This window comes from Bilophila wadsworthia ATCC 49260 (genome assembly GCF_000701705.1).
Taxonomy (GTDB): Bacteria; Desulfobacterota; Desulfovibrionia; order Desulfovibrionales; family Desulfovibrionaceae; genus Bilophila; species Bilophila wadsworthia.
The window spans coordinates 18,750-35,717 of sequence record NZ_JNJP01000038.1 but is presented as its reverse complement, the minus strand read 5'-3'; the positions used below and the strand labels follow the sequence as shown (position 1 = coordinate 35,717).

At 61.3% G+C, this 16,968-nt stretch carries 14 protein-coding genes; 6 read left to right on the top strand and 8 right to left on the bottom strand.

Annotated elements, in window-relative coordinates:
* Nucleotides 1-70 precede the first annotated feature (70 nt).
* From T370_RS0113175 to T370_RS0113135, 8 genes are all read right to left on the bottom strand, one after another.
* A complete protein-coding gene (locus T370_RS0113175) occupies nt 71-907 on the bottom strand; it encodes an FAD/NAD(P)-binding protein (RefSeq protein WP_005028072.1) in 837 nt (278 codons plus the stop codon).
* An 11-nt stretch (nt 908-918) separates the two neighbouring features.
* Nucleotides 919-1,971 carry a 4Fe-4S dicluster domain-containing protein gene (locus T370_RS0113170; protein WP_029435981.1) on the bottom strand — a complete coding sequence of 351 codons (1,053 nt, stop codon included), beginning with the start codon at nt 1,969-1,971 and terminating at the stop codon, nt 919-921.
* A 5-nt stretch (nt 1,972-1,976) separates the two neighbouring features.
* Nucleotides 1,977-3,446, bottom strand: a complete 1,470-nt coding sequence (locus tag T370_RS0113165; RefSeq protein WP_005028069.1) for a hydrogenase iron-sulfur subunit — start codon at nt 3,444-3,446, stop codon at nt 1,977-1,979.
* A complete protein-coding gene (locus tag T370_RS0113160) occupies nt 3,434-5,395 on the bottom strand; it encodes a CoB--CoM heterodisulfide reductase iron-sulfur subunit A family protein (protein ID WP_005028068.1) in 1,962 nt (653 codons plus the stop codon). The genes T370_RS0113165 and T370_RS0113160 overlap by 13 nt, the downstream gene beginning before the upstream one ends.
* On the bottom strand, nt 5,392-6,312 hold the full coding sequence (locus T370_RS0113155) for a CoB--CoM heterodisulfide reductase iron-sulfur subunit B family protein (RefSeq protein WP_005028067.1): 921 nt from the start codon (nt 6,310-6,312) through the stop codon (nt 5,392-5,394). Before T370_RS0113155 ends, T370_RS0113160 begins: the two co-directional genes overlap by 4 nt.
* Nucleotides 6,313-6,882: a 4Fe-4S dicluster domain-containing protein gene (locus T370_RS0113150; protein WP_005028066.1), complete on the bottom strand. Its 570-nt coding sequence runs from the start codon at nt 6,880-6,882 to the stop codon at nt 6,313-6,315. It lies immediately after the preceding gene.
* A 349-nt stretch (nt 6,883-7,231) separates the two neighbouring features.
* Nucleotides 7,232-8,314: an ABC transporter substrate-binding protein gene (locus T370_RS0113145; protein ID WP_029435980.1), complete on the bottom strand. Its 1,083-nt coding sequence runs from the start codon at nt 8,312-8,314 to the stop codon at nt 7,232-7,234.
* A 392-nt stretch (nt 8,315-8,706) separates the two neighbouring features.
* Nucleotides 8,707-9,141: an acyl-CoA thioesterase gene (locus T370_RS0113135; RefSeq protein WP_009368304.1), complete on the bottom strand. Its 435-nt coding sequence runs from the start codon at nt 9,139-9,141 to the stop codon at nt 8,707-8,709.
* Between T370_RS0113135 and mltA the strand changes: the two genes are divergently transcribed.
* The 6 genes from mltA to T370_RS0113100 all read left to right on the top strand — a co-directional run bounded on the left by mltA (nt 9,136) and on the right by T370_RS0113100 (nt 16,876).
* On the top strand, nt 9,136-10,425 hold the full coding sequence (mltA, locus tag T370_RS0113130) for a murein transglycosylase A (protein WP_051643835.1): 1,290 nt from the start codon (nt 9,136-9,138) through the stop codon (nt 10,423-10,425). The genes T370_RS0113135 and mltA overlap by 6 nt on opposite strands.
* 237 nt (nt 10,426-10,662) lie before the next feature.
* A complete protein-coding gene (locus T370_RS0113125; protein WP_009368301.1) occupies nt 10,663-11,046 on the top strand; it encodes a desulfoferrodoxin family protein in 384 nt (127 codons plus the stop codon).
* 725 nt (nt 11,047-11,771) lie between these two features.
* On the top strand, nt 11,772-12,422 hold the full coding sequence (locus T370_RS0113115) for a succinate dehydrogenase/fumarate reductase transmembrane subunit (protein ID WP_005028061.1): 651 nt from the start codon (nt 11,772-11,774) through the stop codon (nt 12,420-12,422).
* A gap of 11 nt (nt 12,423-12,433) precedes the next feature.
* A complete protein-coding gene (locus tag T370_RS0113110) occupies nt 12,434-14,305 on the top strand; it encodes a fumarate reductase flavoprotein subunit (RefSeq protein WP_009368300.1) in 1,872 nt (623 codons plus the stop codon).
* A 166-nt stretch (nt 14,306-14,471) separates the two neighbouring features.
* The gene (locus tag T370_RS0113105; RefSeq protein ID WP_005028059.1) at nt 14,472-15,257 is read left to right on the top strand and encodes a fumarate reductase iron-sulfur subunit; all 786 of its coding nucleotides are present in this window, start codon (nt 14,472-14,474) and stop codon (nt 15,255-15,257) included.
* Nucleotides 15,258-15,562: 305 nt separating this feature from the next.
* The gene (locus tag T370_RS0113100; RefSeq protein ID WP_029435978.1) at nt 15,563-16,876 is read left to right on the top strand and encodes a malic enzyme-like NAD(P)-binding protein; all 1,314 of its coding nucleotides are present in this window, start codon (nt 15,563-15,565) and stop codon (nt 16,874-16,876) included.
* The last annotated feature ends 92 nt before the right edge of the window (nt 16,877-16,968 follow it).

The window sequence follows — 16,968 nt, the reverse complement described above, 5'->3', positions numbered from 1 at the left end:
GTTCGGGGAGGGGGAAGGGAGCCCTTTTTCAAAAGGGGTCCCTTCCCCCTCCCCGATTTATTCAACCATCCTACAGCTCGGGCGGGAGTTCCTTGAGCTGCTTGTTGGAGAATACGGGGCCGTCGACGCAGACGAGCTTGCCGCCGATGTTGCAGCGCCCGCAGATGCCGATGCCGCACTTCATGCGTTTTTCCAGCGTGGTGTAGATCTGGTCATCCGGGAAGCCCAGTTCGACGAGGGCCGCGAGGGTGAACTTGATCATGATCGGCGGGCCGCAGAGCACGGCGATGGTGTTCTTGGGCTTGGGGCCGATTTCCTTGAGCACGTTGGGGATGAGGCCGACCTTGTGCTCCCAGCCGTCGGCGGGGTTGTCGATGGTCAGGGTGACGTTCAGGTCCTTGCGCTCCAGCCACTCGGGCATGTCGGACTGGAAGGACAGGTCCGCAGGGGTCTTGGCGCCGTACAGCAGGCTGATGTCGCCGTAATCCTTGCGGTTGTCCAGCAGGTACACCATGATGGTGCGGATGGGGGCCATGCCGATGCCGCCGCCGATGAAGAAGACGTTCTTGCCCTTCCACTGCTCGTAGGGGAACCAGTTGCCGAGCGGGGCGCGCACGCCGATCTTGTCGCCGGCATTGAGCTTGTGGAGGGCGGCGGTGTTTTCGCCGGCCTTCATCACGGAGAACTGGAGGTAATCCATCCGGGTGGGGGAAGAGTTGATCACGAAGGTCGACTCGCCCACGCCGAAAACGGAGAGCTGCCCCACCTGTCCGGGCTGGAAGGTGAAGTTTTTCATTTTTTCTTCATCATCGAAACGCACGCGGAACGTTTTGATGTTGTGCGTTTCCTGCACGGTTTCGATGACGGTCGCCATTTCAGGCAGAAGGGGATTATGCGTCCCTGCCATGTTCAGACTCCTTATTTGGCTTCCGCGTCATCCGCGATGGCGTTGAGGACAATTTCACGGATGTCCAGCGACACCGGGCACTGCTTGATGCACCGACCGCAGCCCGTGCAGGCGAAACGCCCGTCGCTGTAATCGGGAGCGTACCAGTACTTGTGCGAAACGCGGTTGCGCATACGCAGGGCCTTGGCCGTGCGGGGGTTGTGCCCGCTGGCCTCGCGGGTGAACAGCGGGGACATGCAGTTGTCCCAGCTGCGCAGGCGGCGGCCTTCGAGGGGATCGCCCTCGTCGGAGATGTTGAAGCACTGGCAGGTCGGGCACATGTAGGTGCACGCGCCGCAGGAGAGGCACTTCGCGGTCTGTTCCGCCCAGAAGTCCACGTCGGTGAAACGCTGTTCGAGGCGGCGGGCCGCCTTGGACAGATCAGGGGCGGGCTGCTGGCTGGCGGCGGCCTTTTCGCGGGCTGCCTTGGCTTCGTCCATCTTGTCGGAGCCGTCGGCGAGTTTGGTCGACGCGAGGAAGGCTTCGCCTTTTTCGGACACGGCCTCAAGCACGAAGCCGCCGTTCACGGCCGTGAGCAGCACGTCGGAGCCGGTGGGATCGGCGGGGCCGCCGCCGGTCCAGTGGCAGAAGCAGGTGCTGCACGGGCTGTCGCAGGTCCGGGTGACGACCAGCAGGTTGTCGCGGCGGGCCTTGTAGTAGGCGTCCTGGAACTTGCCTTCGAGGAACGGCTTGTCGAGCACGGCGAAGCCGCGGGCGTCGCAGGAACGGCAGCCGAACACCATCCGGGCCGGAGCGTCGGGGGTGTCGTCGAGTTTCATGTTCAGTTTGGCCGGATTTTCCGGGTCCTTGGTGCCTGTGAAATGCACGAGCGTTTCACAGGCGGGGAAAACGGCGGCCTTGGGGGATACGGTGGCGCGGGCCAGCGACGGCGTTTCTCCGGCGACGAGAGGCCGGAACACAACCGCTTTGCCCTCCTGACGAGGGGCCAGCACCTGACGGGATGCCGCCACTTCGGCCAGCCACGAGGCCAGCTTGTCGGCAGCGAGGAATCGTATGGCGCTCATTGCGTTTATGCTCCCTCGATGTGATGTTCGTGAATGTTCTTTTCTTCCAGCTGGAAGCCGAGCAGCGGCGGCACGGCGTCAACGTCCATGCCGGGCGCGTATTCGAACAGCTTCTTCACGACGCGCCCCATCTGGAGCTTGAGGGCTCCGACCGGGATGCCCATCGGGCAGGCGCGGTTGCATTCGCCGCAGCCGGTGCAGCGTCCGGCGAGGTGCATCGCGTGGATGAGCTGGAAGAACATCTTCTGCGTGGGGCTGTCTTCCTGCGTGAGCCAATGCGGTTCGCGGCTGTCCGCCACGCAGTTGTCACGGCACACGCACATGGGGCAGGCGTTGCGGCAGGCATAGCAGCGGATGCAGCGGTCGATGTGGCCCCGCCAGAAGCCCATGCGGTCCTCGAGGCTCAGGCCGTCGAGGAAGGTCATGATGGCGGGCATGGCGGGCTGCGCGCCGTCCGGGATGTTCGTGGGCGAGCCCGCGAAGTGATCGTGGATGACGGCGTTGGGCACGGTGCAGGCGCGGCATTTGTCCTGCGCCACGTCCTGCATGGCGAACTCGTAGTCCTTGCCGTCGGCGCGGACCTTGAGGGTGGCGCCGGAGCCGGTCACGGATTCGACTTCCGTCACGTCGCCGATCTTGGCGAGCACGCGGTTGATGTCGATGGTTCCGTTGCAGCCCATGCCGAAGACGACCACGTCCTCACGGTTGATGAGGTTCTCCTGCAGGAGTTCCACGACGCCGCGGGAGTCGCAGCCCTTGACCACGATGCCGACCTTCTTGCCCTTGAAGAGGGGCAGGTAAGTGGCGAGGGAGTGGACGTTGAGCGGGCCCCAGATGAGCTTTTCGACGTCTTCGGGCTTGCGCATGTACAGGGGCGTGGCGTGCAGGCCGTCGAAGCCTTTCTGCCAGCCCATGACGAATTCCACTTCCTTGGCTTCGAGCGCGGCCTTGATCTGGTCCTTGAGCTCGGTCATGGCCGCGGGATTGACGCCGCAGCCGAGCGGGCGCAGAGGCGCGGGCAGGTCAAGGTTGGGCATGACGTACATCGGCTTCGCGTCTTCGAACTTGGGCGCGGGTCCGAGCTTGTGGACGCGTTCGGTGAACGCGGTGACCACGGCCTGCCAGCGCTGGCCTTCGGAGGCGGACACCCACGTGTACTCGAAGCGGCGGGGATCGATGCCGATGATGGGCAGGAATTCCTTCAGCGTTTCGAGGCGGCGGCGGGCGTAGTAGTTGCCTTCCGAATAGTGGCAGTCACGCGGGTGACAGCCGGACACGAGCACCCCGTCGGCGCCGGAAAGCAGGGCTTTCAGCGGAAACAGGGGATTGACGCGGCCCGAACAGGGGACGCGGATGATACGCAGGTCCGTAGGCTGGGTGAAACGAGCGACCCCGGCAGTGTCGGCGCCGCCATAGGAGCACCAGTTGCAGAGGAAGCCTACGATCCGGAGTTCTTTGCCTGTCAGAACCGACATAGAGCGTCTACCTCCGCAAGGATCTGGTTGTCAGTGAAGTGGGAGAGCTGGATGGCGCCCTGCGGGCAGGTAGCCGTGCAAAGGCCGCAGCCTTGGCACACGGCCTCGATGGTCTGCGCCTTCTTTTCGCCGCGAATTTCCTTTTCGACGATGGCCTGGAACGGGCACACCTTGATGCACTTGCCGCAGCCGACGCAGCGCTTGATGTCCACGACGGAGATCTGCGGGTCGCTTTCGAGGAGCGGCTTGGAGAGGAGGCCTATCACCTTGGCGGCGGCGCCGCTGCCCTGCGCGACGGAGGACGGGATGTCCTTCGGGCCCTGGGCGACGCCCGCGAGGAACACGCCGGCGGTGTTGGTCTCCACGGGGCGGAGCTTGCAGTGGGATTCCATGAAGAACCCGAAGCCGTCGTAGGAGATGTGCAGGGTTTCGGCGAGCTTGTTCGCGCCCTTGGAGCCTTCGATGCCCACGGCGAGCACGACCATGTCGGCCTTCACCTCGACGGGCTTGCCGAGCAGGGTGTCGGCACCGCGGACGATGTACTGCCCGTGGCCGTCGGGCTGGATGGCGGACACGCGGCCGCGGATGTACTGGGTGCCGTATTCCTCGACGGCGCGGCGCGTGAATTCGTCATAGAGCTTCGCGTTGGAGCGGATGTCCATGTAGAACACGTAGGACTGCGAGTCGGGGATGTGGTCCTTGGTCAGGACGGCCTGCTTGGCGGTGTACATGCAGCAGAAGCCGGAGCAGTAGGGGCGGCCGATGGACTTGTCGCGGGAGCCCACGCACTGGATGAACACGACGCTCTTGGGTTCCTTGCCGTCGGACGGGCGCTTGATGTGGCCGCCGGTCGGGCCGGAGGCGGACATGATGCGCTCGTACTGGAGCGAGGTGATGACGTCGGGGTACTGGCCCGCGCCGTATTCGCCGTAGACCGTCCAGTCCATGAGGTCGTAGCCGGTGGCGGCAACGATGGCGCCCACGGTTTCCGTGACTTCCTCATCCTTCATTTCGTAGTTGATGGCCCCGGTGGGGCACACCTTGGCGCACACGCCGCATTTGCCCGAGGTGAGCTTGCGGCAGAATTCGGCGTTGATGGTGGCCTTCTTGGGGATCGCCTGCGGGAAGGGGATGTTGATCGCCGTGGTGGGGCCGACGAACTCGTTGAACTTGTCCGGGGTCTTCTTGGCGGGGCACTTGTCCATGCAGGCGCCGCAGCCGGTGCACTTGGACCAGTCGACGTAGGTGGCCTTCTTCTTCACGGTCACGGTGAAGTTGCCCACATACCCGGACACGTTGGTCACTTCGGAAGCGGCCATGAGCGTGATTTTGGGATGCTGGGCGACGTCGACCATCTTGGGGCCGAGGATGCAGCTGGAGCAGTCGACGGTAGGGAAGGTCTTGTCGAGCTTCGCCATCTTGCCGCCGATGTGGCTTTCGCGTTCCACGAGGAGCACGTCGAGGCCCGCGTCGGCGCAGTCGAGGGCGGCCTGGATGCCGGCCACGCCGCCGCCGATGACGAGCACGCGCTTGGTGGATTCGAAGGACTTGGAGAACAGCGGGTTGTCGCGGCGCAGTTTTTCAACGGCGATGCGGACGAGTTCCGCGGCCTTGTTGGTGTTGGCTTCCTTGTCCTTGCCGATCCACGACACGTGTTCGCGGATATTGGCCATTTCAAACATGTACTTGTTGAGCCCGGCGCGTTCCACGGTGCGGCGGAAGGTGGGCTCGTGCATACGCGGCGTACAGGAAGCGACGACCACGCCGTCAAGCTTGTGTTCCTTGATGGCGGCGACGATTTCTTCCTGTCCGGGTTCCGAGCAGGTGTACATGGTGTCGGTGGAGAAGGCCACATCGGGATAGGTTTTGGCGATCTCAGCGACCTTGCCGCAATCCACGGTCCCGGCGATGTTCGATCCGCAGTGGCAGATAAAAACGCCTATTTTCATGCCTTGGCCTCCTCTGTGGCTTCATCGGCCTTGGCCGCGGCGGCCTTGGCAGCCTGCGCGGCGTCGATCTTCCGCAGAAGTTCGTCGGGGCTGACGCAGAGCTTTTCGAAGCCGAGTTCCTGATGCGGCAGGCCGAGGGCCAGCCCCATGAGCTGCGTAAAATACAGCACCGGCATCTTCATGCTTCCGCCCACGGCCTGACGCTGGCGCAGGTCAAGGTTCATGTGGCAGAGCGGACAGGCGACGACCACGGCGTCCGCGCCGAAGGCCTGCGCCCGTTCAAGGATGCGGCCGGTAAGGCGGGCGGTGATGTCGCGGCGGGGAATGCCCATGGCTGCGCCGCAGCATTCCGTCTTCAGGGGGAAAGGCACGACTTCGGCGCCGAGGGCGGTCATGATGTTGTCCATGGCCATCGGGTTCTCGGCGTCGTCAAACTGCATGATGTCCGCGGGGCGGCTCATCAGGCAGCCGTAGTAGCAGGCGACCTTGATGCCTTCGAGGGGCTTCTTGACCTTTTCGGCGATGGCGCCGGTGCCGTAGTCCTCCACCAGGACCTGGAGGATGGATACGGTTTCGGGCAGCTCTTCGGGGCAGGGATTGTCGAGAAGGGCGTTGACCTTATCGCGGAACGCCTCGTCCTGCATACGGTACTTGGCGGTCTTCAGGTTGGCGAGGCAGCTCGGGCAGGGCGTGCCCACGCGTTCGGCGCCTTCGGCGGCGGCAAGCGCGAGGTTGCGCGCGGAAAGCGCGGAGGAGAGCACGTGATCGCAAGCGTGGGCCGGCGTGGAGCCGCAGCAGCTCCAGTCGGAAATTTCCTTGAGGCCGATTTCAAGCGCGCGGCAGACGGCGCGGGTGGAACGTTCGTATTCGGCGGACGTCCCCTGACCAGAACAGCCGGGGTAATAGGCGAGTTTCATTTACTTGTCCCCCTCGGCGCTGCGCTGCTCGTCGAAACGCTTGAAGATACGGGCCACAGCGTCCTTGCCGACGATGGTGTGGGGTTTGAAGGGCAGCTTTTGCTTGGGCAGGATGCGCGGCGCGAGATCCACATCGGTGAAAACCCGGCCGGTGCGGGCCATGAACATGGCCATGACGCCCAGTTCGTACGTGCGCCCGAAGTGGCGGACGGTGGTCAGGAAGGACTGCCAGAACGACGCCATGGCGTAGTTCGTCTTGCCTTCCTTCCAGGCCATGTGCCGCAGCACGTCCATGACCTTGGCGACGTCGATGTTGTTGGGGCAGCGGGACGTACAGGTCGAGCACGACACGCAGAGCCACAGCGAACGGCTTGAAAGCGCCATTTCCTTGTTACCGAGCTGGACGGCCCGCATGACTTGGCTGACCTGCAGGTCGTATTCAGGACCGCAGGGGCACCCCGCCGTGCAGTTTCCACACTGGTAGCAGTTGGTCACCTTCTGACCGCTTTCTGCTTCCACCTCGCGAAGAAACGCTTCGTCGCGCGTGGTTTCAAGATTGATTGTTTCCATGATTCTCCCGGCAGTAGAGTGGTTCAAAGACCAATAGACCTTCTTCACGAGAAAAAATCTAACATATCCACGCTAACGGGGCAACAGGGCTGGAGAAAAGAAAAAGGAGAACCCCTAGGTCTTCTCCTTGCCCGCCCCGATGCAATGCAAGGAAAAAAGCTTCCCCCCGGAGCAATGCAAAGGTGAACTTTCACATGCTATCAGACGAACCGCTAAGATGGAACCCCTTCTTGCGAAAAGGGACTGTTTGGTTGCTCAGAGAGTTAGAATCATACCGATTTCCAAAAAAGCAAGCCGGCCCCCTGTTACGGAGGGCCGGCAAGGGCAGGGTAAAGGGAAAACGGGAATGTTACTTGTAGTCGGGGATGGGCTGCTTGACGAGCTTGAGGAACTTGTCGGTGGCGTAGGAGCCGTCCTTGACCACCTTCAGCTCGTCAGGCGTGATCCGGCCCACGCCGGCGAAAAATTCGGCGATGTCGGCCATCCACTTGGCGGCCTTGCTCTGCCCCTTGGAGCCGTCGAACAGGGCGAGCTGTTCTTCAAGATTGAAAACGGGGTGCGTCTTGATGTCGAGCGCGGCCATTTCCGGCGTAAAGCTCTTGCCCACGAATTCCTGGAAGAAGCGGCAGTATTCCGGGGCGAGGGATTCCGGGGCTTCCTTCTGGAGCATGTTGGCGGAGCGCAGGAACACGCGCAGGAACTTGGCGACCAGTTCGGGGTTGGCGTCGCAGAACTTCTTGTCGCCCATGAGCACGGTGGGCAGGCCCACGCCGCAGGTATTGGGGGTTCCGGCGACCTTCCAGCCCTTGTCGATACCGAAGAACATGTGCGGTGCCCACAGGCAGACGCCGTCGCCGATGCCGCTGTCGAACGCCGCGAGGCCCTGCGCCTGATCGATGTTCTTGATGGTGACGTCGCTTTCCTTGAGGCCGAGCACGCGGAGCCAGTGGCTCAGGGTGAAGTGGGGGGAGGACATGGTGGTGATGAGGAACGTCTTGCCGCGCACGTCATCCGGATGTCCGTACACTTCCGGGTAGTCTTTGTTGTAGCCCTTGGTCTTGAGGATAGGGCTGTCGGGGCGGAGCAGGAGGGCGTTGGTGTAGGATTCGTCGTTGGTGACGGCGATGGTGTACGTCCCGTAGCGGAGCGCGCCCATCATGCCGGGCACGGCGCCGGTTCCGGCGAGTACCCACTCCCCTGCGGGAAGGGCGTTGAGCTGGGCCATGCCGGATGAGAAGAGGAGCATTTCGATGTCCAGCCCTTCCTCTTTGTCCCACCCTTTTTCTTTGGCATACCAGACGAGGAAGGCTTCGTGCTCGTCAAGCCATGCGGTGCGGAGTTTGACCGGGGCCGCCGCGAATGCCGCACAGGAAAATGTGATGAAAAGGACAACCGCAAGGGAACCCGTAAGCATTTTGAACCACCGTTTCATAAGAAACTCCTTCAGGTATGAGGTTCCAGTCCGTACAGCCAAAGCATGTTTCCGGTGAAAACATAAAGAAGGGAGACCCCTCTTTCCGCAAAAAGATAAAGGGTATTGTTCGCCGCTTAAGGTAAAGCCGCTGTTCTTGGAGGGTAAAAAGGAAAAAGCCCGTCCGGATAAAAGAGATAATGCGTTTATAGATAGGGATAGACGAATTGGATAACCGTGTCTCATGAGAAAATGCCAATGTATATCGAGAAACGGTCAAAGAGAGCCCGGGAAGATGCCTGCATTGAGGGGGAGTTGGGAAAAGGCGGCGGGGACGGGGGAGAAGAAGGGCGAAAGAAAAGGGAAGGGCGCTTCTTGAAGGCGGCTCCTTCCCTCTGCTTGGGGTAAGGGCTTTATTCGGGGATTTGGAACGGTTCACCGCGCATGAGTTTGACGAACCATTCCGGTGGGCGCACGGGGCGCCCGTCGCGTCCGGTACAGGCGTGTTCAGTCATGCCCTCGGCAAGCAGGGTCTTGCGCTCGGCGTCCATGACATTGTACACAAAGACGAGAGAGGCGCGCCTGACTTCGGCTATCCCCGCGCGGATATGGATCAGATCGTCATACCGGGCGGGCCGCCTGTAGCGGCACTGGGCTTCGCGTACGGGCAGCATGATGCCGAGGCGTTCGACCTCCGCGTAACTCATGCCCATCTGGCGGATGTACTCGCTGCGGGAACGTTCGAAGAGGTGCAGGTATTCCGCGTAATAGAGATACCCCATCGTATCGGTTTCTCCATAGGAGACGCGGTGGGCGAGCCAAACATCGGGAGTGGGAAAATCGTGCATGAACAGCATCCTTTGCTGAAGGTTCCACAAAAACGCGGTGCGGGAACGGCGGCTCTGGCCGCGGCCGTCCTTGCCCTCGGCCTGCTGGCGGGGTGCGCGGCTCCCCTTCCCGCTCCCTCAGCTCCGGTCCGGGACGTCGCGGGCGATCTTGTCCCCGAGAACGACGAGCAGGCCGCCGTGCTGGCGGGGAAGCTCGATCGCGCCGGGCAGCGCCTGCATTCGTGGAAGGAGCTGGCCCCGGCCCTGCGGGCCAGCCGGGCGCATATCGCTGGGCGCGAGCCCGGTCAGGTCGCGGTGGCGCACGGCGATGTGGCGGTGACGTGGGGCGATGTGGCCAAGACGCTGGATTGCCTTGAGGCCCTGCTGCCCCGTCTCGACGCCGAACCCGGCCTGCTGGCGGAGCGGTTCCGCTGGGTGAAGCTCAAGGATGGCGCTGCCTTTTCGGGATACTATGAGCCAGTCGTCAAGGCAAGCCGTACCCGCAAGCCCGGCTACACGGCCCCGTTGTACCGTGTGCCGCCGGATCTGCGCGAGCTGAATCTGGGGAGCTTCAAGAGCGAGCTTATCGGCCAGCGCGTCGTGTACCGCATGGAAAAGGGGAAGCCCGTTCCTTATTATACGAGGGCCGAAATCGACGGGCTGGACGGCAGGCCCGGCGTCCTGCGCGGCAAGGGGCTGGAACTGGCATGGCTGTCCGACCCCGTGGACGCTTTTTTCCTGCAGGTGCAGGGTTCGGGGCGGCTGCGCTTCGAGGACGGCAAGGAGATGCCCGTGCGCTTTGCCGGGTCCAACGGCAAGCCGTACCTGAGCATAGGGCGGTATCTCGCCGATCAGGGGGAAATCCCCACCGGACAGGTGAGTATGCAGTCCATCCGGCAGTGGCTGCGCGAGCACCCGGAATTGCGCGACGATCTGCTCCGGCGCAATCAGCGCTACATCTTTTTCCGCAAAGGGCCGGAAACCTCTTCCGGCAGCATCACGTCCGGCCCCGTGGGCAGCATGGGGTCGCCGCTCAGTTCGATGGTCTCGCTGGCCGTGGACCGCACGACTTTCCCGCTCGGTTCGGTGCTTGCCTTCGATGTGAATATTCCCGATCCTTCCTCCCCCGTGGAGGAAGGCCCCGTCTCGACCACGCCGCTTTTCGGCATCGGGTTGGCGCAGGATACGGGAGAGGCCATCAAGGGACGCCGCGTCGACCTGTTCTGCGGCAAGGGCGCGAGGGCGGCCTATATCGCGGGGCACCTCAACGGCCCCGGTGAAATCTGGATGCTGCTGGCGAAGTAACACTTGTTTCTGAAGAGATTGGCCCCGTTCCATGAGCGGGGCTTTTTCTTTTGGATGGATAAGGAATGAGAGGAACGCCCCGTTGTTATGGCTCTGTACGGTTCGGGGCGGAGGCCGCCGAGGTGGGTTGGCCTCTGGACAAAAAATAAAAATAGGAATAGTATTTTTTATCGTTAATTCATTACTACGTCCCCGTGGGGACAATATGCGCAGCCTCGCTGCAAAGGAGCTTCTCCCATGACCTACCGTTATCAGCTTTATAAATGCCCCATTTGCGGAACCGTGACCGAAATCGTGCACGACGGCGTCAGCGCCATGATCTGCTGCGGCAAAACGATGGAAGTTCTTGACGACCGCGAACCCGTTGGGACCAAGGAATCGCACATGCCCGTCGTGGAAGCCACGGAAAAGGGCTGCAAAGTGAGCGTGGGCTCCAAGCTGCACGGTATGGACGCCGATCACCTGATCGAATGGGCTGAAATCCGCACCTCCGACGACACCGTGCTGCGCAAGTACTTCAAGGCCGGGGAGACTCCGGTCGTTGAATTCCCCATTCCCTTTGATCAGGTCGTGTTCGCCCGCGCCTACTGTAACAAGCACGGCGCTTGGCGTGCGAAATAGTCCTGCTGTACTGTGATCTGTTGAGCCCTTCATTCCACGGAATGGGGGGCTTTTCCATTTCAGCGGACGGCGTCAGCGCAGATGGCCGCTGGATTGGGCAAGGATGAGGAAAAAGCCGCCCTTCGTGATGGCTTCGCAGGGGAGCCTCCTCCATGCGCCTATGGCTGTGGGATACGCCCGCATGGGAGGGTAAGGCTGGGGGAACTCTTTTGAGGCAAGGCGTCGCGCCTTCTCGAGAGGGATCTTGTCAACATTGTAAAATCGTCCTCCTCTGCCGGGCTATTCCTTTTCTTCATGGAATATGGAGAATAGTCGTGTAAAAAGAGCAGGTTTATTGCAGCGCCCTTCTTCTTGTGAAGAAGGGTACCATTCGTCACGGGCATTTGCGGCAAAGAAAATACTGGGCAAAAAGGCAAGTAAAAACCCAGTGTTATATAAAACAGTAATAAGAATTATTTCCGCATTATTCTCTAGTTGTTATGAATAACAAAAGTTCTTTCTAGGTCAAGTGGCTATATTGTTCGAGTGCACAAATAACACTCGGTTGACAGAAAAAGGAAAGTATCCTTTAAACCAAGAAGGAATGCCATTATACTTCAATAAGAAGTAAAGAGTGTTGATGCTTGCGGCGTCAGCTTTTGGCGGAATTGATAAAGGAGTTGGGAATAAGGAGAGGCGGAAGGATTTATAAGGTCTTTTTCATTCTTTGAGGAGGGAATCTAAAGATGGCTCAGGCGAACATCACTTCACATGTCAGATTGCGCAATCATATTTCAGGATACACCGATGTCATCCAGATGTTGACCGGTGTCCTTCTCTGCTGTTTTGTGCTGATGCATATGGTACTTGTTTCGAGTGTCATCTTGAGTCCGAAGATAATGGACTCGTTGGCCGTATTCCTTGAAACGTCTTATCTGGCGCAGATTGGCGGGCCGATCATTTTGCTTGTCATGATCCTGCACTTTATTCTCGCCGCACGGAAAATGCCGTTCAGCCCGCTGGAACTGCGGGAGTTCTGGCGTCAGGCCAAGATGATGCACCATATGGACACATGGCTGTGGCTGGTGCAGGTCGCCACCGCAATCGTCATCCTTGTCATGGCCAGCGCGCATGTCATCAATATCCTGTCGAATTTGCCCATCTCCGCGGATAAGAGCGCGGCGGCCATTCAGGGCGGCATGGTCCCCTTCTATCTGGTGCTGTTCGCCGCGTTGGATCTGCATATCGCCATCGGTTTGTACCGCGTCGGCGTGAAGTTCGGCATCCTGAACCGTGAAAACCGTTTGAAGTGGCGCAAGTATGCCCTCTATCTCGTTATCGGTCTGGCACTGCTGAGTCTGGCAACCCACTACAGCTTCGCCACGATGGCCATCTAAGGGAGGGCGTCATGAGAACGATTTATTCCGACGTGTTGTGCATTGGTGCCGGGCTTGCCGGCGAACGCGTGGCGCTCGCCGCGGCTATGGAAGGTTTCCACACCATCTGTCTTTCCGTCGTCCCTCCCCGCCGGTCGCATTCCTCGGCGGCGCAGGGTGGTATGCAGGCGGCCCTCGGCAACGCCGTCATGGGCAAGGGCGACAGCACCGACATCCACTTCGCCGACACCGTGAAGGGTTCCGACTGGGGCTGCGATCAGGAAGTGGCCCGCATCTTCGCGGACAGCGCGCCCATCGTCATGCGTGAAATGGCCCATTGGGGCGTGCCGTGGAACCGCGTCGTCGCGGGCAAGCACACCTATTATAAGGGCGGCAAGCCCTTCGAGGCCGAAGAAGAGGAAAGCAAACACGGGCTCATCCACGCCCGCGCCTTCGGCGGCACCGCAAAATGGCGTACCTGTTACACGGCTGACGGCACGGGACGTTCCGTGCTGAACACCCTCGACAGCAAATGTCTCCAGTACGGCGTGGAAATCCACGATCGGATGCAGGCCGAAGCCCTCATCCATGACGGCGAGCGCTGCATGGGCGCCATCGTCCGCTCCTTGCGCGACGGCGAGCTTGTCGCCTACATCGCCAAGGCGACCCTCATCGCCACCGGCGGCTACGGGCGCATCTACCGCGCCACCACCAACGCCATCATCTGCGACGGCGGCGGACAGATCTGCGCCCTGAATACCGGCGTCGTGCCCCTCGGGAACATGGAGGCCATCCAGTTCCATCCCACCGGCAGCGTGCCCACCGATATTTTGATGACGGAAGGCTGCCGCGGCGACGGCGGGACGCTCCTCGACGTGAACGAGTACCGTTTCATGCCCGACTACGAGCCGGAGAAGGCCGAGCTTGCCTCCCGCGACGTGGTTTCCCGGCGCATGACCGAGCACATGCGCAAGGGCTTCGGCGTGAAGAGCCCCTACGGTGACCACCTGTGGCTGGATATCCGTCACCTCGGCGAGCACCACATCACGACCAAGCTGCGTGAAATCTACGACATCTGTACGCATTTTCTCGGCGTGAACCCCATTCACCAGCTTATCCCCGTGCGCCCGACGCAGCACTATTCGATGGGCGGCGTCCGCACGGACAAGGACGGCCACGCCTACGGGCTCAAGGGCCTGTTCGCCGCCGGTGAGGCGGCGTGCTGGGACCTGCACGGCTTCAACCGTCTGGGCGGCAACTCCCTCGCCGAAACCGTGGTTTCCGGGCGTTACATCGGCAGCAAGATGGTCGAGTACCTCAAGGGTTCCGAAAGCGTGTTCAAGACCGAACCCGTCAACGACGCCCGCAAGCTCGTCGCCAAGACCATCGACGACATCATTTCCTGTCGTAACGGCAAGGAAAACTGTTTCGATCTCCGCAACGCCATGCAGGACATCATGATGGACGACGTGGGCATTTTCCGGAATGCCAAGGATCTCCAGAACGGCGTCGACAGGCTGCTCGAGCTTTCCGAGCGGGCTAAGCACATCGGTCTGCACGGCAGCGTGAAGGGCTTCACGCCCGAGCTGTCCATGGCCCTGCGCGTGCCCGGCATGATCAAGCTGGCGCTCTGCACCGCCTACGGCGCGCTTCAGCGCACGGAATCGCGTGGGGCGCATACCCGCGAGGATTTCCCCGCGCGCAACGACGCCGAATGGCTGACGCGTACGCTCGCCTACTGGAAGGAAGGCGACTCTCTGCCCACTCTCAAATACGAAGACGCTTCTCCGTGGTTCGAGCTGCCTCCGGGCGAGCGCGGCTACGGCGGCGGGAAGATCATCCCCGCCGAGATCCCCGCCGACAAGATCAAGACCAAGGAACAGGCGGAAGAAGCCATCAAGTAAATGCGGGTACGCCGCGGGGGAAGGGAGAAGGACCTCTTCTGAAGAAGGGCTTCCTTCCCCCGGCCCCCCTTCCCCTCATCCTCCTAAGACTTTTGTGTCTTGAGTGAGAGGAAGCGCGAAAGGCGCTCTGAAAAGCACACATCTTTTTTCAGATTCGGGAGTTAGAATGAGTCGCAAATTGCATATCGAGGTGTTCCGGTACAATCCGCTTGATCCCGCCTCCGTTCCGCACATGCAGTCTTTTTATGTGGAAGAATACAGCTCCATGACCCTGTTCATCGCGCTGAACATCATCCGCGAGCAGCAGGACCCGAGCCTCCAGTTCGACTTCTGCTGTCGCGCGGGCATCTGCGGTTCCTGCGGCATGGTCATCAACGGGCGTCCCGGCCTCGCCTGCCATACCCAGACCCGGGATCTGCCCGATCATATCGTCCTGCATCCCCTGCCGGTCTTCAAGCTGCTTGGCGACCTGTCCGTGGATACGGGCGTGTGGTTCCGTGAAGTGGGCCGCAAGATCGAAGCGTGGGTTCACACGCAGGACAAGGCGTTCGATCCCCGCGCCGAAGAAAAGCGCATGGAAAACGAGCTTGCCGAGCAGATTTTCGAGCTCGACCGCTGCATCGAATGCGGCTGCTGCATCGCGGCCTGCGGTACGGCTCGGATGCGCAAGGACTTCCTCGGCGCGGCGACCATCAACCGCCTCGCCCGTTTCTACATCGATCCCCGCGACAACCGTTCCGAGGACGAGTACTACGATGTGATCGGCAACGATCAGGGCGTATTCGGCTGCATGGGCCTCCTCGGCTGCGAAGACGTCTGCCCCAAGAAGATTCCCCTTCAAGACCAGCTCGGCATCATGCGCCGTATGCTGGCCCTCAAGTCCGTCAAGGGCATCCTGCCCAAGGCCCTGTACGAAAAGTTCAAGGGCTGCGGTTCGCACTGCCATAGCTAAAAAGATAGGCCTCCGGCGGCAAGGGGCTTACCGCCCCTTGGCCCCGTCCGGGGGGCGAGCCGCCCCCCCGGCCCCGGCACAACCGGAATCGCTGCAGCTCGTTTCCCCTGTATCGGCAAGAGAAAAACGGCGCGCCGTTTCTCTTGCGCTTGTGGGGGCGGCATGGGCGCGTTTTTGCCTTCGTCCTTTGCTCGGGCATAACCGAGGGGCCGTGGGGAATTCGGCCCAAAGGGGCGGCGAAGCCGTGGCCGTACCGCCGGAGGCGTCGCCTTTCACCTCTTTTATTATTAATAAGGAATACGTACATGGCCTTGTTTACGCGGGAAGAAGCTCTTGAATACCACCGTTCCCCCCGTCACGGGAAAACCGAAGTGGTGCTGACCAAGCGCTGCGAAAGCCAGAAGGATCTGTCCCTCGCCTATTCGCCGGGTGTGGCGGAAGCCTGCAAGGCCATCGCGGAGGATCAGGCGCTGGTGTCCGAATACACCGGGCGCGCCAACCTGGTGGCCGTGATCTCCGACGGCACAGCCGTCCTCGGGCTCGGCAACATCGGGCCTTACGCCGCCAAGCCGGTCATGGAGGGCAAGGGCGTCCTGTTCAAGAATTTCGCCGATGTCGACGTGTTCGACCTGTGCCTCAAGACGGGCAGCACCGAAGAGTTCATCGCTGCCGTAAGGACGATGGAACCCACGTTCGGCGGCATCAACCTTGAGGACATCAAGGCTCCGGAATGTTTCATCATCGAGGAGACGCTGAAGAAGGAAATGGGCATCCCGGTGTTCCATGACGACCAGCACGGCACCGCCATCATTTCCGGTGCGGCCCTGCTCAACGCCTGTGAACTCACGGGCCGCAGGATTGAAGACGTGACCGTCGTGGTGGTGGGGGCCGGCGCGGCGGGCATGGCCTGTGCGCGGTTCTACTGCGCGCTGGGGGTAAAGCGCGAGAACATCCGTATGTTCGATTCCAAGGGGCTCATTCACAAGAAGCGCTCGAATCTGGCCGAATACAAGCTGGAATTCGCGCAGGAGGAAGATCTGGGGAGCCTCGCGGACTGCATGAAGGGCACGGACCTGTTCCTCGGCCTTTCCACCAAGAATCTGGTTTCGCAGGATATGGTGCGCTCCATGGCCGACAAGCCGGTGTTGTTCGCCATGGCGAATCCGGATCCGGAAATCTCGTATGAAGACGCCAAGGCGGCCCGCCCCGATTGCATCATGGGGACCGGGCGCTCCGACTACCCGAACCAGATCAACAACGTCTCCGGTTTCCCCTACATCTTCCGCGGCGCGCTTGACGTGGAAGCCACGGAAATCAACGAGGCCATGAAGATCGCCGCCGCCGAGGCCCTCGCCGCGCTGGCGAAGGAACCGGTCCCGGCGGAAGTCTGTTCCGCCTACAATGTGGACAGCCTTGAATACGGCTTCGATTACATTATCCCGAAGCCGCTTGATCCGCGCATTTTGACGTGCATCACGCCCGCCGTCGCCAAGGCGGCGATGGATACGGGGGTTGCCCGCAAGCGTATTGAAGATCTCGACGGATACGCCCGTGAACTGGAACGGCGCGTGAAGGCCTCGCACGATCGCATTCGGCCATTCGTCGCTTCTTACGAATAAAAAAATGCCCGTCCGCGCCGTTGCAGCGGAGCGGACGGGCGCCTTATCGGGGAGGACGGCTGCATTTTGGGAGGAATAAGGCCGTCCTTGGG